This is a genomic window from Spiribacter curvatus, assembly GCF_000485905.1.
Taxonomy (GTDB): domain Bacteria; phylum Pseudomonadota; class Gammaproteobacteria; order Nitrococcales; family Nitrococcaceae; genus Spiribacter; species Spiribacter curvatus.
On sequence record NC_022664.1, the window covers coordinates 1,651,067 to 1,668,592 of the forward strand.

Sequence of the window (17,526 nt, forward strand, 5' to 3'; positions counted from 1 at the left end):
GTGGCGTCGGCGAACACCGACGCAAGGCCCGGGGAGAATCGCCCTCAGGCGACCTCTTCCTGCTCGTCGTCTTCCTCGACCACGGGCCGATCCACCAGCTCCACAAACGCCATCGGCGCGTTGTCGCCCGCCCGGTAACCGGCCTTGAGAATCCGCAGGTACCCACCGGGGCGCTCGCTGTAGCGCGGTCCGAGCTCATCGAAGAGCTTGCTGACGATCGCCTTGTTGCGCAGCCGCGAGAACGCCAGCCGACGGTTGGCCGTGGTGTCGTTGCCCGCGAGCGTGATGAGCGGCTCCGCCACACGCCGAAGCTCCTTAGCCTTGGGGAGCGTGGTCCGGATCGCCTCATGCTCGAACAGCGACGCAGACATATTGCGGAACATCGCCTGGCGGTGGGAACTGTTCCGATTGAGTTTTCGTCCAGCTTTACGATGACGCATCAGTCTTTCCCCTTAACCCATGGCCCGGTTGCCGTCTTCGAGACCCGCCGGCGGCCAGTTCTCGAGACGCATGCCGAGTTGAAGCCCGTTCTGTGCCAGGACTTCCTTGATTTCGTTGAGTGATTTCTTGCCAAGATTCGGCGTCTTGAGCAACTCCACCTCGGTGCGCTGCACGAGATCGCCGACATAGTGGATGCTCTCCGCCTTGAGGCAGTTCGCCGAACGCACCGTGAGCTCCAGATCATCGATCGGCCGCAGCAGGACCGGATCCACGTCGGGCTCCTTGCGCCGCGGCTGGGCGGCCCCTTCACCGCCCTCCAGATCGACGAACACCGACATCTGGTCGCGCAGGACGCCGGCGGCCAGCCGGACCGCTTCCTCCGGCTCCATCACGCCACTGGTTTCGACGTCCATCACCAGCTTGTCCAGATCGGTGCGCTGTTCGACACGCGCGCTCTCGACGTTGTACGAGACCCGCCGCACCGGGCTGTAGGTCGCATCCACCGCCAGCCGGCCGATGGTGCGCTCCTCTTCCGGATCACGGGCCGTCGCGGGCTCGTAACCCCGTCCACTCGCCACGGTGATGGACATGCTGATCTCACCGGCCTTGGTCAGATTGCAGATGACCAGTTCCGGGTTCTTGACCTCGATATTCTGCTCATCCGCGATATCGCCGGCCGTCACGGCGCCCGGCCCCTTTTTGCTCAACCGCAGGGTGGCCTGCTCCCGTCCTGTCAGACGGACCGCCAGTCCCTTGAGATTGAGCAGGATGTCGACGACGTCTTCCTGCACCCCGTCCATCGCGGTGTACTCGTGCAGCACATCGTCGATTTCGACTTCGGTGACGGCGAACCCCGGCATGGAGGAGAGAAGGACGCGCCGAAGCGCATTGCCCAACGTATGACCGAAACCGCGCTCAAGCGGCTCGAGGGTGATGCGGGCGCGCTTGTCACTCACCGCATCCACATCGACCACCCGGGGTTTAAGGAAGTCCTTAAACTGACCCTGCATGAATACCACTCCTGATCGGTAGTGACGCCACTCGCGGCACTACTTGGAATAAAGCTCAACAATCAGGGATTCGTTGATCTCGGCGGCGAGCTCAGCCCGCTCCGGCCGCTGCTTCAACGATCCCTTGAAATTCTTCGAGTCGCCCTCGAGCCACTCCGGCACGCCATTCTGCTGCGCCATCTCGAGCGCCGCCTGCACCCGCAGCTGCTTCTGCGCCCGCTCGCGGATGGCGACCTCGTCACCGGGCTTCACTTCGGCCGACGCGACGTTGGTGGTCCGCCCGTTGTGCAGCACCGCGCGGTGGGCCACCAGCTGGCGTGCCTCCGCCCGCGTCGCGGCAAAGCCCAGCCGGTAGACGACGTTGTCGAGCCGCGTCTCGAGCAGCTGCAGCAGATTCTCGCCGGTGTTGCCCTTGCGGCGGTCTGCCTCGCGGTAATACTTGCGGAACTGCTTCTCGAGCACGCCGTACATACGGCGGACCTTCTGCTTTTCGCGCAGCTGAAGCCCATAGTCCGAGAGCCGCCCCCGACGCTGACCGTGCTGGCCGGGCGGCGTGTCGAGCTTGCACTTGCTGTCGAGTGAGCGGACGCCGCTCTTCAAATAAAGATCTGTTCCCTCGCGGCGCGCGAGTTTGCAGGTCGGTCCGATGTAACGTGCCATTTCTATGATCCCCTGATCAGACGCGACGCTTCTTGGGCGGACGGCATCCGTTATGCGGAATAGGCGTCACGTCTTCGATATTGGTAATGCGGTAGCCGACGTTGTTCAGCGCGCGGACCGCGGACTCGCGCCCGGGGCCCGGCCCTTTCACCCGCACATCGAGGTTCTTGAGCCCATAGTCCTTGGCGGACTCGCCGGCACGCTCCGAGGCGACCTGCGCTGCGAACGGCGTGCTCTTGCGTGATCCACGAAAGCCACTGCCGCCGGCACTGGCCCAGGCGAGCGCGTTGCCCTGACGGTCGGTAATGGTGATCACCGTGTTGTTGAAGCTCGCGTTGACATGCGCGATGCCATCGACAACCGTGCGCTTGACGCGCTTACGGGTGCGGGTGGTTGGCTTGGCCATTTAAAACCTGTCCTGCTATTGCGTTAACGGGTGACGGAGCGACGCGGTCCCTTACGGGTCCGTGCGTTGGTCTGCGTGCTCTGCCCGCGGACCGTCATACCGCGCCGATGGCGGATACCGCGGTAGCAGCCCATATCCATCAGTCGCTTGATGTCCATGGCCACCTGACGGCGCAGATCGCCCTCGACGGCATATTCATTGACGACAGCGCGCACACGCTCGAGCTCATCATCGGTGAGCTCGCGGATCTTGCGATCGGGTGCGATGTCCGCTGCCTTGCAGATATCGGCTGCACGAGTCCGGCCTACGCCGTAAATCGAGGTCAGCGCGATCACTGTATGTTTGTTGGCGGGAATGTTGACGCCAGCAATACGGGCCATGAGCCGTTACTCCAGGATTATTCTTTTCACTCGGAAACCCGGCAGTATAACCAGATCACCCATTAGCATTCAAGATATGCGTTGTCGTCAGCCCTGACGCTGTTTATGCCGGGCGTCGGAGGTGCAGATCACCCTTACTGTGCCGCCCCGCTTGATTACCTTGCAGTTGCGGCAGATCTTCTTGACTGAGGCACGTACTTTCATCGTCCCGTCTCCAAATTTCCTGTTCAGCGTGCCAGGCCGCTGCCGCCACCACGGCCGTGCGCCTGCAGATTAGCTTTCTTCATCAGCGGCTCGTACTGGTGCGAGACCAGATGGGCCTGAAGCTGCGACATGAAGTCCATGACCACGACCACGATGATCAGCAACGAGGTTCCACCGAAATAGAACGGCACGTTGAGATAGAGGATCAGGAACTCCGGAAGCAGGCACACCGCTGTGATGTATCCCGCGCCCACCAGTGTGAGCCGCGTCATGACCTTATCGATGTAGCGAGAGGTCTGTTCACCCGGACGCACGCCGGGAATGAACGCGCCTGAGCGCTTGAGATTGTCGGCGGTATCCCGCGAATTGAACACCAGTGCGGTGTAGAAAAAGCAGAAGAAGATGATCGCCGCCGCATAGAACGCAATGTAGAGCGGCTGCCCGGGGCTGAGCGTCTGCCCGAGCCGCTGCATCCAGGCGAGCCCTTCCATCTCGCCGAACCACTGACCGATGGTTGCCGGGAAGAGGATGATGCTCGAGGCGAAGATCGCCGGAATGACGCCGGCCATGTTGATCTTCAGCGGCAGATGACTGGTCTGCCCCGCGTACATCTTCCGACCCTGCTGACGGCGCGCATAGTTGATCGTGATCCGGCGCTGACCGCGTTCCATGAACACGATGAACCAGATGACACCGACCGCCAGCGCCAACAGCACGATCACGGTCGGGATGCCGAGCTCACCGGTCCGCGTCAGCTCAAGCGTTCCGCCAAGCGCCGAGGGCAACCCGGCCACGATGCCGGCGAAGATGATCAGTGAGATCCCATTGCCAATGCCCCGTTCGGTGATCTGCTCGCCCAGCCACATCAGGAACATCGTCCCGGTGACCAGCGTCGTGGTCCCGATGAACACGAACATCGGTCCCGGGTTGAGGACGACGCCCTGGTTCTGGAGCGCGACGGTGATACCGATGCCCTGGAACAGGGCAAGCCCCAGCGTGCCGTAGCGCGTGTACTTGGTGATGGCCCGCCGGCCCTGCTCACCCTCATTGCGCAGCTGCTTGAGGTAGGGCACCACCGCCGACATGAGCTGCATGATGATCGATGCAGAGATATACGGCATCACACCCAGTGCAAAGATCGACAGGCGCCCCAGCGCGCCCCCGGAGAACATGTTGAACATATCGAGGATGGTCCCCGACTGCTGTTCGAACATCTCCGCGAGTGCGCCCTGGTCAATGCCCGGGATCGTGATATGCGCACCGAGCCGATAGATGACCAGCGCGATCACCACAAAGGTGAGCCGCTGACGGACTTCCGTCAGACGGCCCACGCCCCCGAACGAGCCAGCATTGGCGGATGGCCCGGCCACTTAAACCTCGACCTTGCCGCCAGCTTTTTCGATGGCCGCCCGTGCGCCCGCCGTTGCCCGCACACCCCGCAGGGTGACAGCCCGGTGGACCTCACCGGACAGCACGACCTTGGCCTGGCGCGCATTGCGCGGAACGACACCGGCCGCCTGCAGCGTATCCAGCGTCACCTCATCGCCGTCGACCTGTCCGACCTCATGCAGCCGGACCTCGGCGACATACTGGCCCTTGCGCGAGTTGAAGCCGACCTTCGGCACCCGACGCTGCAGCGGCATCTGACCGCCCTCGAAGCCGACCTTGGTGAAGCCGCCGCTACGGGACTTCTGACCCTTGTGACCCCGACGCGCGGTCTTGCCCATACCCGAGCCCGCGCCACGGCCGACGCGCTCGGCGTCAGGCCGCGAACCCGGTGCCGGACGTAGTGTATTCAAACGCATTTCCTAGACCTCCTCGACGGAGAGCATGTAGGAGACCTTATTGATCATCCCTCGATTCTCCGGCGTATCCGCGACCACGACACTGTGGTGCATCCGGCGCAGGCCAAGGCCCGCAATGCACGCCTTGTGACTCGCTACGCGGTTGGCGAAGCTGCGAACCACGGTCACGCGAAGCTGTTTACTCTTTGCCATGATCAGCCCTGGACCTCTTCTACCGTCTTGCCGCGCTTGGCCGCGACGTACTCCGGCGAATCGTACTCGGTCAGGGCATTGATCGTCGCCTGCACGACGTTGATCGGATTCCGCGATCCCAACGCCTTCGCAAGCACGTCATTGACGCCCACGACCTCGAACACCGCACGCATGGGACCACCGGCGATGATCCCCGTACCCGCCGATGCCGGCTGCATGTAGACCTTGCTCGAGCCGTGGTAGCCGGTCATCGCGTACTGCAGGGTCGGCCCGTTGAGGTTCACCGCCCGCATGTTGAAGCGCGCCCGCTCCATCGCCTTCTGGATGGCGAGCGGCACTTCACGGGCCTTGCCATAACCAAAACCGACCGAGCCGTCGCCGTCACCAACCACCGTCAGAGCGGTAAAGCCGAACTGGCGGCCGCCCTTAACGACCTTCGCCACGCGGTTGATGGTAATGAGCTTCTCGCGGAGGCCCTCACCATTGACATCGTTCGTCGCCATCGCCTACCTGCCCCTATTCAGAATTTGAGTCCGGCTTCACGGGCTGCATCGGCAATCGCCTGCACCCGGCCGTGATAGTTGAAGCCCGAACGATCGAAAGCCACTTCGGTCACGCCCGCAGCGCTCGCCCGCTCGGCAATCGCCCGTCCGACCGCCTTGGCGGCCTCGACATTGCCGCCATTGGCGAGCGACCCGCGCATGTCCTTCTCGAGGGTCGATGCGGACGCCAGCGTCCGGGATGCATCGGCCGAGATGATCTGCGCGTAAGTGTGGCGCGGCGTCCGGTGAATGGTCAGCCGAACTGCTCCGAGCTGCCGCATCTTCGCACGGGCCTTGCGGGCCCGGCGGTCTCTTGCTGCCTTCTTTTCCATCGCCATTACTTCTTCTTGGCTTCCTTCATGATGACCCGCTCATCGGCATAGCGGACGCCCTTGCCCTTGTAGGGCTCCGGCGGCCGGTAAGCGCGGATATCCGCAGCGACCTGGCCGACCTGCTGCTTATCCACTCCACGGACCACGATTTCGGTGTTTGACGGTGTCTCGACCGTGACCCCGGCGGGCACCGGATGATCGACCGGGTGCGAGAACCCGAGCGTCAGATTGATCGTCTCACCCTTGGCCTGCGCCCGGTAACCGACACCCACCAGCTTGAGCTGACGCTCAAAACCCTCGTGGACGCCGTGCACCATGTTATTCAGCAGTGCCCGGGTGGTCCCGGCCAGCGCAACCGCCGCCTGGCGTTTGCGATTCGCCTCAAACGTCAGGGTCTGCTCTTCCTGTCCGACATCGACCCACTCATGGACCGTGTGACTGAGCTCGCCCTTGGCGCCCTTGACGGTGACCTGACGATCCTCGCCCAGATGGACTTCCACGCCGCTCGGGATCGTCACCGGACTGTTCGCTACTCTCGACATGACCGTTTATCCCGCTCCTAGAACACCACGCAGAGGACTTCACCACCGTGGCCGGCGTCGCGCGCCGCCCGATCGGTCATAACACCCTGCGAGGTGGAAATGATGGCTGTTCCCAGCCCGCCGCGCACACGGGGCAGCGTTCCCCGTCCTTCAAAGCGCCGCAGACCGGGCCGACTCACGCGCTGAATCTCCTCGATGACCGGACGGCCCTCGTAGTACTTCAGCGTCACCGCCAGCGTGGGCTTTTTCTCAGTGCCCTCGACCCGATAGTCGTGGACATAGCCCTCGTCCTTCAGCACACGGACGATAGCCAGCTTCAACTTCGAGGAGGGCATCGAGACCTCCGGCTTCTCAGCGGTCTGCCCGTTACGAATGCGGGTCAGCATATCCGCGATGGGATCGGTCATGCTCATGTTCGCGTCACCTGGTTCCTTGCCTGGTTACTGTTGCCCATGCCACTTACCAGCTGGACAGCTTCAGGCCGGGGATCTCACCGCGCATGGCGGCCTGGCGGAGCATGTTCCGGGACAGCCCGAACTTGCGGTAGTAACCGCGCGGCCGGCCCGACACATTGCACCGATTGCGGCCCCGTACCGGGCTGGCATTCCGGGGCAGGTTCTGTAGCTGCTCCTGGGCTGCCACCCGCTCCTCCTCGGAGGAGGCAGGGCTGCGGATAATCTCCTTAAGCTCGGCGCGTTTCGCCGAATGCTTATTGCGAAGGCGCTCACGCTTGAGCTCTCGCTGGACCATGGAAACCTTGGCCATTTCCTGCCCTCTTTACTTGCGGAACGGGAATCCAAAGCCCTCCAGAAGGGCCATGGCTTCCTCGTCCTTAACTGCTGTAGTGCCGATCGCGATATCCATACCGCGGACTGCGTCGATCTTGTCGAATTCAAGCTCCGGGAACACGAGCTGCTCGCCGATCCCGAGGTTGTAATTGCCACGGCCGTCGAACGAGCGCGGCGAGAAGCCACGAAAGTCACGGATCCGCGGGGCGGCGATGTTCACCAGCCGATCGAGGAATTCATACATCCGGTCCCGGCGCAGCGTGACCTTCACACCGATCGGCCAGCCCTCGCGGATCTTGAACCCGGCGACCGCCTTGCGCGTATAGGTCACGATCGGCTTCTGCCCGGTCACCAGTGACAGGTCGGACGCCGCGTTGTCGACGACCTTCTTGTCGCGGATCGCTTCACCGAGGCCAATGTTGACGACGATCTTATCGAGCCGTGGCACCTGCATCGGGTTGGCATACTCGAACCGCTGCGACAGCGTCCCAACGATCTTGTTTGTGTATTGCTCACGCAATCTGGCCATCTCGATACCCTAATCAATCAGCGTGTTGTCGGATTTGAAGAAGCGCACGCGGCGGCCGTCTTCACCCACTCGAACACCGACGCGGTCAGGCTGACCGGTGCTCGGGTTGTAAATCGCTACGTTGGAGCGATGCAGCGGCTTCTCCTGCTCAATGATCCCGCCGGAATCATTGGCCTGGGGATTCGCCCGCTTGTGCTTTTTCACCTTGTTCGCGTTCTCGACAACGACGCCATCCCGATCCGGCATGACACGGATGACGCGCCCGCGCCGACCCTTATCCTTGCCCGCGATCACCATGACTTCGTCACCGGCCTTAATCTTCTGCATCGTTACAGCACCTCCGGGGCCAGAGAGATGATTCGCATGAAACGCTCGGTGCGCAGTTCACGCGTCACCGGACCGAACACACGGGTACCGACCGGCTGGAGGTTCGCGTTCAACAGCACGGCCGCATTGCCATCAAAGCGGATCAGCGACCCGTCCTGACGACGCACGCCGCGCTTCGTACGGACAACGACAGCGTTATAGACCTCACCCTTTTTCACGCGACCACGCGGGATGGCGTCCTTGACGCTGACTTTGATGATGTCGCCGATGCCGGCGTAGCGGCGCTTGGAACCGCCCAGGACTTTCACGCACTGGACCTCCCGGGCTCCGCTGTTATCCGCCGCGCCTAGCAGCGTCTGCATCTGAATCATGGCGATTGACTCTCTATGATTGGTCGTTGCTTATTGGGCGGGCCGTTCGAGCACGTCCACAAGCTGCCAGGTTTTCTGTTTCGAGACGGGGCGGCATTCCACGACCGACACCCAGTCTCCCTTCTGGCAGACGTTTTCCTCGTCATGCGCGTGGACCTTGGTCGTCCGCCGGATGTACTTGCCATACAGCGGATGCGGGACGAGTCGCTCGACGACGACGGTGATCGTCTTGTCCATCGCCGTGCTCACCACGCGGCCGTTGACCGTGCGCTTGACGCTCTCGTTCTTACTCATGACTCGTTGCCACCCTTGGTCTTCTCGTTGAGCACGGTCTTGATGCGCGCGATCTCGCGGCGCACCCGTGTCATCTGGTCGGGCCGAGCGAGCTGACCCGTGGCCTGCTGCATCCGCAGATTGAACTGCTCCTTGCGACGCTCGAGGAGTTCCTGCTCCAGGCCCTCGACCGTCTTGTCCCGCAACTCATTCGCCTTCATTACATCACCGTCCGTTCGACGAACCGGGTGTGCACGGGCAGCTTGGCAGCCGCGCGGCGGAACGCCTCGCGGGCGACCTCTTCCGACACGCCCTCGATTTCATAGATCACACGACCGGGCTGGACCTTCGCGGCCCAGTGGTCGACGTTGCCCTTACCCTTACCCTGCCGGACTTCCAGCGGCTTTGAGGTGATCGGGGCGTCCGGGAAAATCCGGATCCAGATCTTGCCGCCACGCCGGACGTGGCGGTTGATGGCGCGACGCCCCGCCTCGATCTGGCGGGCCGTGACCGGACCACGCGTGGTCGACTTGAGGCCGAATTCCCCGAAGTTGACCTTGTCGCCGCGGGTCGCAAGACCGTTGTTCCGGCCCTTCTGCTGTTTCCTGAACTTGGTACGCTTTGGCTGAAGCATGACTGACTCCTTTTAACCGCCTAGCTGGCGGCCCGCTGGTTCGGCGCCGTATCGGTATCGAGGATTTCGCCCTTGAACACCCAGACCTTGACGCCGATCACACCGTAAGTGGTCATGGCTTCGGCAAATCCATAGTCGATGTCGGCGCGAAGCGTATGCAGCGGCACACGCCCCTCGCGATACCACTCACTGCGCGCGATCTCGGAGCCGTTCAGACGTCCGCCCACCTGGATCTTGATGCCCTTTGAGCCGATCCGCATGGCGTTGCCCACCGCGCGCTTCATCGCGCGCCGGAACATGATGCGGCGCTCCAGCTGCTGGGCGACATTGTCGGCGACGAGCTGCGCATCGAGCTCCGGCTTGCGGATCTCTTCGATGTTGACGTGAACCGGGATACCCATCCGCTCGGACAGCTGCCGGCGAAGACGGTCAATGTCCTCACCCTTCTTGCCGATGACGATGCCCGGGCGCGCCGTGTGAATCGTAATCAGGGCATTCTTCGCGGGCCGCTCGATCCGGATCTTGCTGATCGACGCATGCGAGAGCCGCTCGCGGATGAACTTGCGGATCTTGTGATCGGTATGCAGCTGATCGCCGAAGCGATTGCTGTTCGCAAACCACATGGACCGCCAGTCTTCGGTGATACCGAGCCGGAACCCGGTTGGATGAACCTTGTGTCCCATTCCTTACCCCTAGTCCTCAGCAACGGCCACAGTAATGTGGCTCGTCCGCTTCAGGATACGATTCGCCGAGCCCTTGGCCCTTGGCTGAATCCGCTTGTACATCGGGCCTTCGTCGACCTGGATGCGCGCGATGCGCAGCTCATCGATATCCGCCCCGTTGTTGTGTTCCGCATTGGCGATCGCCGAATCAACCACCTTGCGCACGATGCCCGACGCCTTGCGGGGACTGAACTCGAGCACCTCCAGGGCGCGCGAAACCGGCAGCCCCCGGATCTGGTCGGCAAGAAGCCGCACTTTCTGCGGCGAAATGATCGCGTATCGAAGCCTGGCCGCCGTTTCCATGCTTACCTCTTCGCCTTCTTGTCGGCCTGATGGCCCTTGAATGTCCGCGTCGACGCGAACTCCCCGAGCTTGTGGCCGACCATGTTCTCGTTCACAAGCACCGGCACATGCTGACGGCCGTTATGTACCGCAATGGTCAGACCAACCATCTCCGGGACTACCATGGATCGCCGCGACCAGGTCTTGATCGGGCGCTTACTGTTGGCCTCCGCCGCCACCTGAACCTTCTTCAGGAGGTGCGTATCGATAAACGGGCCTTTTCGAATCGAGCGTGGCACTTCTGATCCACCCCTTTCCGTTAGCGTTTGCGACGGCGCACGATAAGCTTATCGGTGCGCTTGTTGCTGCGGGTCTTGTGACCCTTCGTCGGAATCCCCCATGGGGTCACCGGATGACGCCCCCCGGAGGTCCGCCCTTCACCACCACCGTGGGGATGGTCCACCGGGTTCATGACCACGCCGCGGACCGTCGGCCGACGGCCGGCGATGCGCGTTGCGCCTGCCTTACCCAGCGAGCGGAGCGAATGCTCCGAATTGCTGACCTCGCCAATGGTCGCCCGGCACTCGCTGAGCACCTTGCGCATCTCACCCGACCGCAGCCGCAGCGTCGCGTACGCACCCCCACGAGCGACGAGCTGGACACCGGCGCCGGCTGAGCGCGCCATCTGCGCCCCCTTGCCCGGGCGCATCTCGATGCAATGCACCTGCGTACCCAGCGGGATGCTGCGCAGCGGCATGGCGTTGCCGGGCTTGATCGGCGAGCCCTGGCCGGAGCGCACTTCCTGGCCGACCTTCAGATTCTTGGGCGCGATGATGTAGCGCCGCTCGCCGTCCCGATACAGCAGCAGGGCGATATTCGCGCTGCGGTTCGGGTCGTACTCGAGCCGCTCGACACGCGCCGGAATATCTTCCTTGTTGCGCCGGAAATCGATGTCCCGGTAACGCCGCTTGTGACCGCCACCGATATGGCGCGTCGTGATTCGACCCTGGTTGTTCCGGCCGCCGCTCTTATTCAGCTTCCGGACCAGGGGCGCATAGGGCTCACCCCGATACAGCCCGCTCTTCACCGGCTGGGCGACGAACCGCCGCCCGGGGGAAGTGGGTTTTGCTTTACGCACTGCCATGATCGTTCAGTCCTGTTCGCTTATTCCACGCCGCCGATGAAATCCAGCTCATAGCCCTCTTCGAGCGCTACATAGGCCTTTTTCCAATCGGGACGACGACCCTGAATCCGGCCGAAGTTCTTGCGCTTGCCGTTGACGTTCGCGACGCGCACGTCGCGGACCGCTACCTCAAACAGCTGCTCGACGGCGGCCTTGATCTCACGCTTGGTCGCGTCCCGCGCGACCTTGAAGGCGACCTGGTTGGCCTCGTCGGCGATCACCGTGCTCTTCTCAGAGACGTGCGGGCCGCGGAGCACCTGGTACATCCGTTCCTGATTCATGCGAGCCACTCCTCAACACGCCGCAGCGCATCCGTTGTCATGACGACGTTCTCGTGCGCCAGGAGCGTCACCGGGTCGAGCCCGACCGTATCCCGCACATCCACCCTGGGCAGATTGCGGACGGCGAGATAGAGCGATTCCGATACCTCGGTATCCACGATCAGCACGTCGTCGCTACCCGCGACCGAGCGCACCTTCTCCAGCGCATCCCGGGTCCGGGGGCTGTCGAGCTCGAACGCCGTGACCACCTGCAGCCGCTCCTGCCGGAGGAGCTCGGAGAGGATCGAGCGCAGCGCGCCCCGATACATCTTCCGGTTGACCTTGACCGAATGGTCGCGCGGCTTGGCCGCGAAGGTCTGGCCACCGCTGCGCCAGAGCGGGCTGCGGATGGTGCCGGCGCGCGCCCGGCCGGTGCCTTTCTGCCGCCACGGCTTGACGCCGCCGCCGCTCACCTCCGAACGGGTCTTCTGTGCCTTCGTTCCGGCGCGGGCGCCGGAGAGATAGGACACCACGACCTGATGGACGAGCGGTTCGCGGTAATCGGCACCCAGCACGGTCTCCGATACCTCGATGGTTGAGCCATCACCCTGCAATGTAAGCTGCATCAGTTACCTCCCGCCGCAGCGAGCTGCTTGACCGCTGGCCGAACGATGACGTCGGCGTCAGCTGGACCGGGAACCGCGCCACGGATCAAAAGCAGGTTGCGTTCGGCATCGACCCGAACCACCTCAAGGTTCTGCGTCGTCTCACGAACATTACCCATCTGCCCCGACATCTTCTTGCCGGGAAAGACGCGCCCCGGATCCTGTGCCTGGCCAATGGAGCCTGGCGCACGATGGGCCGTCGAGTTGCCGTGGGAGTTGTCCTGCGTGTGGAAGTTATGACGCTTGACCGTGCCCGCGAAGCCCTTGCCCTTGGAGGTGCCTGTCACATCGACAAGCCCACCGGCCTCGAACTGCTCCACCGTCAGCGCACCGCCTGACTCGACGCCGACATCGGCATCGCTGTCCAGACGGAATTCCCAGAGCCCGCGCCCCATCTCGACACCGGCCTTGGCGACATGCCCGGCAATGGCCCGGTTGACACGGTTGGGACGACGCTCGCCAACGGTGACCTGCACGGCGCTGTAGCCGTCATTATGTTCCGCTTTGATCTGCGTGACACGGTTCGGAGTGGCTTCCACCACCGTCACGGGTATCGACTCACCCGTATCCGTAAAAACCCGCGTCATGCCGCGTTTGCGGCCGACGATTCCGATTGCCATCGTCGCTATCCTCTTCTATCGGCTGACCTGATCGGCACAGATGCGGATACACCTCACCTGCCAGGCGATCATCAACCGAATTGTTTCTGTCGAATTGATGCCGGCATTGGCCGGCCTAAAGAGGCCCGCCCCGGCGGGCTGGTCAGTGACCAGTGCCGGAGTAGTTCCCCGAAACTCAGGAGAGCTTGATCTGCACGTCGACACCGGCGGCGAGGTCGAGCTTCATAAGCGCGTCGACCGTCTTGTCCGTCGGGTCGATGATGTCCATCAACCGCTTGTGAGTCCGAATCTCGTACTGATCGCGCGCGTCTTTATTAACGTGCGGCGAGATCAGTACAGTATACCTTTCCTTCTTCGTCGGCAAGGGCACCGGACCCTGAATCTGGGCCCCGGTGCGCTTGGCCGTCTCGACGATCTCTCGGGCCGACTGATCGATCAGCCGGTGGTCGAACGCCTTGAGGCGGATGCGAATCTTCTGATTATTTGATGCCATAACCGATCCCTCGTCGAGCAGCTTGCGGAACATCTCCACCCCGGTCACCACCGTCTTGGTGGTCTTGTTGATGCCAACGATCTCGACATCCGAGCCGGTCTTGATGATGCCACGCTCCACACGGCCCGTGACCACGGTGCCGCGGCCCGAGATCGAGAACACATCCTCGATCGGCATCAGGAACGCACCGTCCACGGCCCGCTCCGGCTCCGGCATGTAGGCATCCATCGCCTGGACGAGCTTGACGATCGCCTGCGAGCCCATCTCGCCGGTGTCCCCCTCGAGCGCCTTCAGCGCCGAGCCGGTGATGATCGGGATGTCGTCGCCCGGGAAGTCATAGCTCGAGAGCAGCTCACGGACCTCCATCTCGACGAGCTCAAGCAGCTCGGCATCGTCCACCATGTCCGCCTTGTTCAGGAACACCACCATGGAGGGCACGCCCACCTGACGCGCGAGCAGGATATGCTCACGGGTCTGGGGCATCGGCCCGTCGGCCGCCGAGACCACCAGGATCGCCCCGTCCATCTGCGCGGCACCGGTGATCATATTCTTCACATAGTCGGCATGCCCGGGGCAGTCGACATGCGCGTAATGCCGGTCGTGGGTCTCGTACTCCACGTGCGCGGTGGCAATGGTGATACCCCGCTCACGCTCCTCAGGGGCGTTGTCGATCATGCTGAAGTCCTGTGCAACACCGCCGTACTCGGCCGCCAGAACCTTCGTCATCGCCGCCGTCAGCGTCGTCTTGCCATGGTCAACATGACCAATCGTGCCAACGTTTACGTGCGGCTTGCTGCGCTCAAATTTCGCCTTGGCCACGGTTCACCTCTTACCCGTCAAATCAAAGAATCCACCCCGACCGAGCCTGTCGCTCAGCCGGCCTTTTTAATCACTTCTTCCGCGATGCTGTTGGGCGCCTCGGCATAGCCGTCGAACTCCATGGAGTAGGCGGCCCGGCCCTGCGTCGCCGAACGGAGGTCGGTAGCATAACCGAACATCTCCTTGAGCGGCACCGCGGCGCGGATGATCTTGCCACCCGGGCCATCCTCCATGCCCTGCAGCGTGCCGCGCCGGCGGGTCACGTCGCCCATGACGTCCCCCATGAAGTCCTCCGGTGTCGTCACCTCGACCTTCATCATCGGCTCGAGCAGCACCGGATCACCCTTCATGAAGCCGTCCTTGAAGGCCATCGAGCCGGCGATCTTGAAGGCCATCTCCGAGGAGTCGACATCATGGTAGGAGCCATCGAACAGCTCGACCTCGAGGTCGACCACCGGGAACCCGGCGAGCACGCCGCTCTCCATCTGCTCCTGAATGCCCTTATCAACCGACGGGATGTATTCCTTGGGCACGACACCGCCAACGATCTTGTTGCGGAACTCGTAACCCTCGCCCCGATCGCGTGGCTTCATGCGGATCCAGACGTGGCCGTACTGACCCCGGCCGCCCGACTGGCGCACGAACTTGCCTTCCACCTCGATGGGCTTGCGGATGGCCTCGCGATAAGCCACCTGAGGCTCACCGACCTTGGCTTCCACCTTGAACTCGCGCTTGAGCCGGTCGACGATGATCTCGAGATGCAGCTCACCCATCCCGGAGATGATCGTCTGCCCCGACTCCTCATCGGTGCGCACCTGGAATGACGGGTCCTCCTGGGCCAGCTTGCCCAGCGCGATCCCCATCTTCTCCTGGTCGCTCTTGGTCTTGGGCTCGACCGCCACGGAAATCACCGGATCCGGGAACTCCATGCGCTCCAGGGTCACGCGATTGCTGTTATCACAGATCGTCTCGCCCGTCGTAATGTCCTTGAGACCGATCGCCGCGGCGATGTCGCCGGCGCGGACCTCGCTGATCTCCTTGCGCTCCTTGGAGTGCATCTGAACGATACGACCGAGGCGCTCCTTCTTGCCCTTGACCGGGTTGTAGACGGTGTCGCCGGTCTTGACCACGCCCGAGTAGACGCGGAAGAACGTCAGTGTCCCCACATAGGGGTCGGTGGCGATCTTGAACGCCAGTGCCGCGAACGGCTCATCGTCGTTGGACTCACGGATGACCGTGCTGCCGTCCTCGAGCTCCCCCTCGATGTCCGGGACCTCACTCGGCGACGGCATGTACTCGACCACCGCGTCGAGCATGGCCTGGACGCCCTTGTTCTTGAACGCCGAACCACAGAGGACCGGGACCACCTCGTTGGCGATGGTCTGCACGCGCAGGCCATGATTGATCTCGTCAACGGTCAGCGCTTCGCCGCCGATGTACTTATCCATCATCTCTTCACTGGCCTCGGCCGCCGCCTCGACGAGGGCCTCACGGTATCTGGCCGCGTCGTCGGTAAGCTCGGCGGGGATCTCGACCTCTTCGTAGGTCGTCCCCATGTCCTTCTCGTTCCAGTAAATCGCCTTCTGGCGGATCAGGTCGATCACGCCGGCGAAGTTGTCCTCGGCGCCAATCGGCAGCTGGACCGGCACGGCGTTGCAGCCGAGCCGCTGCTTGAGCATGTCCACGCAGCGGAAGAAGTCGGAGCCCATCTTGTCCATCTTGTTGACGAACACCATGCGCGGAACGCCATAGCGGTTCGCCTGCCGCCAGACGGTCTCGGTCTGCGGCTCGACGCCGGCGTTGGCATCGAGCACACAGACGGCGCCGTCGAGCACCCGGAGGGAGCGCTCGACCTCGATGGTGAAGTCCACGTGCCCGGGCGTGTCGATGATGTTGATGCGCGTCTCGGGGTACTGCTGGTCCATGCCGCGCCAGAACGTGGTCGTGGCCGCAGAAGTAATGGTGATGCCACGCTCCTGCTCCTGGTCCATCCAGTCCATGACGGCCGCGCCGTCATGCACCTCACCCATCTTATGGGAGATGCCGGTGTAGAAGAGAATGCGCTCGGTGACCGTTGTCTTGCCGGCATCAATATGCGCCATGATGCCGATATTACGGTAGCGCTCGATCGGTGTTTTGCGTGCCAAAACCTGTTACCCCTGAACCTGATTACCAGCGGAAATGGGAGAAGGCCTTGTTGGCCTCCGCCATACGATGGGTATCTTCCCGCTTTTTCACCGCACTGCCACGACCCTCGGCTGCTTCCAGCAGCTCGTTGCCGAGACGGTGCCCCATGGTGGCCTCACTCCGTTTGCGCGCGGCCTCGATCACCCAGCGCATGCCGAGCGTGTTACGCCGCTGCGGACGCACCTCGACCGGCACCTGATAGGTCGCACCACCCACGCGGCGGGACTTCACCTCGACCACCGGACGGACCTTGTCCAGCGCGGTCTCGAGGACTTCCATCGGCTCGCCGCTGTTCTTCTCGGCGATGCGGTCGAGCGCGGTGTAGACGATCTTCTCGGCCACCGCCCGCTTGCCGTCGCGCATGATCATGTTCACAAAGCGCGTCAGCATCTCGCTGTCGTACTTCGGATCGGCAAGGACCTTGCGCTTCGGTACTTCTCTTCTTCTCGGCATGATTGACTACCCGCTTATCCTTTGGGCCGCTTGGCGCCGTACTTGGAACGACCCTGACGGCGCTTGCTGACACCGGCGGTGTCCAGCGAGCCACGCACGACGTGGTAGCGCACACCGGGAAGGTCCTTGACTCGGCCGCCGCGAATGAGCGCGACCGAATGCTCCTGGAGGTTATGCCCCTCACCGCCGATGTAGCTCGCGACCTCGTAGCCATTGGTGAGCCGCACACGGGCGACCTTCCGCAGCGCCGAGTTCGGCTTCTTCGGGGTGGTGGTATAGACGCGGGCGCAGACGCCTCGCCGCTGAGGACAGGCCTCAAGCGCCGGCACGTTGCTCTTCTCGTGCCGCCGCTTGCGAGGCTTGCGCACCAGCTGATTGATCGTGGCCATAGAGTTTTGACTCCCGT

At 62.9% G+C, this 17,526-nt stretch carries 31 protein-coding genes and 1 pseudogene; all 32 read right to left on the minus strand.

Annotation, left to right across the window (positions count from 1 at the left end):
• Positions 1 to 44: 44 nt before the first annotated feature.
• Positions 45 to 440 (minus strand): 50S ribosomal protein L17, encoded by a 396-nt coding sequence (gene rplQ, locus SPICUR_RS08075; RefSeq protein ID WP_041381831.1) that lies wholly within the window; start codon positions 438 to 440, stop codon positions 45 to 47.
• Positions 441 to 452: 12 nt separating this feature from the next.
• A complete protein-coding gene (locus SPICUR_RS08080; protein ID WP_023367890.1) occupies positions 453 to 1,451 on the minus strand; it encodes a DNA-directed RNA polymerase subunit alpha in 999 nt (332 codons plus the stop codon).
• A gap of 39 nt (positions 1,452 to 1,490) precedes the next feature.
• Positions 1,491 to 2,111 carry a 30S ribosomal protein S4 gene (gene rpsD / locus SPICUR_RS08085; RefSeq protein WP_023367892.1) on the minus strand — a complete coding sequence of 207 codons (621 nt, stop codon included), beginning with the start codon at positions 2,109 to 2,111 and terminating at the stop codon, positions 1,491 to 1,493.
• A 16-nt stretch (positions 2,112 to 2,127) separates the two neighbouring features.
• A complete protein-coding gene (rpsK, locus tag SPICUR_RS08090; protein WP_023367894.1) occupies positions 2,128 to 2,517 on the minus strand; it encodes a 30S ribosomal protein S11 in 390 nt (129 codons plus the stop codon).
• A gap of 23 nt (positions 2,518 to 2,540) precedes the next feature.
• Positions 2,541 to 2,897, minus strand: a complete 357-nt coding sequence (rpsM, locus tag SPICUR_RS08095; protein WP_023367896.1) for a 30S ribosomal protein S13 — start codon at positions 2,895 to 2,897, stop codon at positions 2,541 to 2,543.
• Between the two features lie 87 nt (positions 2,898 to 2,984).
• Positions 2,985 to 3,101, minus strand: coding sequence for a 50S ribosomal protein L36 (gene rpmJ / locus SPICUR_RS09790; protein WP_069134058.1), 117 nt, complete (start codon positions 3,099 to 3,101; stop codon positions 2,985 to 2,987).
• Positions 3,102 to 3,124: 23 nt separating this feature from the next.
• Positions 3,125 to 4,471 carry a preprotein translocase subunit SecY gene (secY, locus tag SPICUR_RS08100; RefSeq protein WP_023367898.1) on the minus strand — a complete coding sequence of 449 codons (1,347 nt, stop codon included), beginning with the start codon at positions 4,469 to 4,471 and terminating at the stop codon, positions 3,125 to 3,127.
• Positions 4,472 to 4,906, minus strand: a complete 435-nt coding sequence (gene rplO, locus SPICUR_RS08105) for a 50S ribosomal protein L15 (RefSeq protein WP_023367900.1) — start codon at positions 4,904 to 4,906, stop codon at positions 4,472 to 4,474.
• Between the two features lie 3 nt (positions 4,907 to 4,909).
• Positions 4,910 to 5,098: a 50S ribosomal protein L30 gene (rpmD, locus tag SPICUR_RS08110; protein WP_041381833.1), complete on the minus strand. Its 189-nt coding sequence runs from the start codon at positions 5,096 to 5,098 to the stop codon at positions 4,910 to 4,912.
• Between the two features lie 2 nt (positions 5,099 to 5,100).
• A complete protein-coding gene (gene rpsE / locus SPICUR_RS08115; protein WP_023367904.1) occupies positions 5,101 to 5,601 on the minus strand; it encodes a 30S ribosomal protein S5 in 501 nt (166 codons plus the stop codon).
• A gap of 17 nt (positions 5,602 to 5,618) precedes the next feature.
• Positions 5,619 to 5,972 (minus strand): 50S ribosomal protein L18, encoded by a 354-nt coding sequence (gene rplR, locus SPICUR_RS08120; protein WP_041382508.1) that lies wholly within the window; start codon positions 5,970 to 5,972, stop codon positions 5,619 to 5,621.
• Positions 5,973 to 5,977: 5 nt separating this feature from the next.
• The gene (gene rplF, locus SPICUR_RS08125; RefSeq protein WP_041381835.1) at positions 5,978 to 6,514 is read right to left on the minus strand and encodes a 50S ribosomal protein L6; all 537 of its coding nucleotides are present in this window, start codon (positions 6,512 to 6,514) and stop codon (positions 5,978 to 5,980) included.
• 17 nt (positions 6,515 to 6,531) lie between these two features.
• Positions 6,532 to 6,927: a 30S ribosomal protein S8 gene (gene rpsH, locus SPICUR_RS08130; RefSeq protein ID WP_041381836.1), complete on the minus strand. Its 396-nt coding sequence runs from the start codon at positions 6,925 to 6,927 to the stop codon at positions 6,532 to 6,534.
• 46 nt (positions 6,928 to 6,973) lie between these two features.
• Entirely contained in the window at positions 6,974 to 7,279 is a 306-nt protein-coding gene (rpsN, locus tag SPICUR_RS08135) for a 30S ribosomal protein S14 (RefSeq protein WP_023367912.1), read from the minus strand.
• Between the two features lie 12 nt (positions 7,280 to 7,291).
• Positions 7,292 to 7,831 (minus strand): 50S ribosomal protein L5, encoded by a 540-nt coding sequence (rplE, locus tag SPICUR_RS08140; protein ID WP_023367914.1) that lies wholly within the window; start codon positions 7,829 to 7,831, stop codon positions 7,292 to 7,294.
• A 9-nt stretch (positions 7,832 to 7,840) separates the two neighbouring features.
• On the minus strand, positions 7,841 to 8,158 hold the full coding sequence (gene rplX / locus SPICUR_RS08145; RefSeq protein WP_023367916.1) for a 50S ribosomal protein L24: 318 nt from the start codon (positions 8,156 to 8,158) through the stop codon (positions 7,841 to 7,843).
• Positions 8,159 to 8,160: 2 nt separating this feature from the next.
• The gene (gene rplN / locus SPICUR_RS08150) at positions 8,161 to 8,529 is read right to left on the minus strand and encodes a 50S ribosomal protein L14 (protein WP_023367918.1); all 369 of its coding nucleotides are present in this window, start codon (positions 8,527 to 8,529) and stop codon (positions 8,161 to 8,163) included.
• A gap of 30 nt (positions 8,530 to 8,559) precedes the next feature.
• Entirely contained in the window at positions 8,560 to 8,823 is a 264-nt protein-coding gene (rpsQ, locus tag SPICUR_RS08155) for a 30S ribosomal protein S17 (protein ID WP_023367920.1), read from the minus strand.
• Entirely contained in the window at positions 8,820 to 9,023 is a 204-nt protein-coding gene (gene rpmC / locus SPICUR_RS08160; RefSeq protein ID WP_023367922.1) for a 50S ribosomal protein L29, read from the minus strand. Before rpmC ends, rpsQ begins: the two co-directional genes overlap by 4 nt.
• Positions 9,023 to 9,436 (minus strand): 50S ribosomal protein L16, encoded by a 414-nt coding sequence (gene rplP, locus SPICUR_RS08165; protein ID WP_023367924.1) that lies wholly within the window; start codon positions 9,434 to 9,436, stop codon positions 9,023 to 9,025. The genes rpmC and rplP overlap by 1 nt, the downstream gene beginning before the upstream one ends.
• Before the next feature lie 20 nt (positions 9,437 to 9,456).
• Positions 9,457 to 10,119 (minus strand): 30S ribosomal protein S3, encoded by a 663-nt coding sequence (gene rpsC / locus SPICUR_RS08170; protein WP_023367926.1) that lies wholly within the window; start codon positions 10,117 to 10,119, stop codon positions 9,457 to 9,459.
• A gap of 9 nt (positions 10,120 to 10,128) precedes the next feature.
• Positions 10,129 to 10,461 carry a 50S ribosomal protein L22 gene (gene rplV / locus SPICUR_RS08175; protein ID WP_023367928.1) on the minus strand — a complete coding sequence of 111 codons (333 nt, stop codon included), beginning with the start codon at positions 10,459 to 10,461 and terminating at the stop codon, positions 10,129 to 10,131.
• 2 nt (positions 10,462 to 10,463) lie between these two features.
• Complete coding sequence (gene rpsS / locus SPICUR_RS08180; RefSeq protein WP_023367930.1) at positions 10,464 to 10,739, minus strand: 30S ribosomal protein S19; 276 nt, start codon at positions 10,737 to 10,739, stop codon at positions 10,464 to 10,466.
• A gap of 20 nt (positions 10,740 to 10,759) precedes the next feature.
• Positions 10,760 to 11,584: a 50S ribosomal protein L2 gene (rplB, locus tag SPICUR_RS08185; protein ID WP_041381839.1), complete on the minus strand. Its 825-nt coding sequence runs from the start codon at positions 11,582 to 11,584 to the stop codon at positions 10,760 to 10,762.
• A gap of 20 nt (positions 11,585 to 11,604) precedes the next feature.
• The gene (gene rplW / locus SPICUR_RS08190) at positions 11,605 to 11,904 is read right to left on the minus strand and encodes a 50S ribosomal protein L23 (protein WP_041381841.1); all 300 of its coding nucleotides are present in this window, start codon (positions 11,902 to 11,904) and stop codon (positions 11,605 to 11,607) included.
• Positions 11,901 to 12,509 carry a 50S ribosomal protein L4 gene (gene rplD / locus SPICUR_RS08195; RefSeq protein ID WP_023367936.1) on the minus strand — a complete coding sequence of 203 codons (609 nt, stop codon included), beginning with the start codon at positions 12,507 to 12,509 and terminating at the stop codon, positions 11,901 to 11,903. Before rplD ends, rplW begins: the two co-directional genes overlap by 4 nt.
• Positions 12,509 to 13,168: a 50S ribosomal protein L3 gene (rplC, locus tag SPICUR_RS08200; protein WP_023367938.1), complete on the minus strand. Its 660-nt coding sequence runs from the start codon at positions 13,166 to 13,168 to the stop codon at positions 12,509 to 12,511. The genes rplD and rplC overlap by 1 nt, the downstream gene beginning before the upstream one ends.
• A gap of 175 nt (positions 13,169 to 13,343) precedes the next feature.
• The gene (gene rpsJ, locus SPICUR_RS10150; RefSeq protein WP_257719857.1) at positions 13,344 to 13,640 is read right to left on the minus strand and encodes a 30S ribosomal protein S10; all 297 of its coding nucleotides are present in this window, start codon (positions 13,638 to 13,640) and stop codon (positions 13,344 to 13,346) included.
• Positions 13,629 to 14,480, minus strand: a pseudogene (locus SPICUR_RS08205) (elongation factor Tu); the annotation flags it as partial. The gene rpsJ and the pseudogene SPICUR_RS08205, both read right to left, overlap by 12 nt.
• 53 nt (positions 14,481 to 14,533) lie before the next feature.
• Positions 14,534 to 16,627 carry an elongation factor G gene (fusA, locus tag SPICUR_RS08210; protein ID WP_023367942.1) on the minus strand — a complete coding sequence of 698 codons (2,094 nt, stop codon included), beginning with the start codon at positions 16,625 to 16,627 and terminating at the stop codon, positions 14,534 to 14,536.
• A gap of 22 nt (positions 16,628 to 16,649) precedes the next feature.
• A complete protein-coding gene (gene rpsG, locus SPICUR_RS08215) occupies positions 16,650 to 17,120 on the minus strand; it encodes a 30S ribosomal protein S7 (RefSeq protein WP_041381843.1) in 471 nt (156 codons plus the stop codon).
• A 14-nt stretch (positions 17,121 to 17,134) separates the two neighbouring features.
• A complete protein-coding gene (gene rpsL / locus SPICUR_RS08220) occupies positions 17,135 to 17,509 on the minus strand; it encodes a 30S ribosomal protein S12 (RefSeq protein WP_023367946.1) in 375 nt (124 codons plus the stop codon).
• Between the last annotated feature and the right edge of the window lie 17 nt (positions 17,510 to 17,526).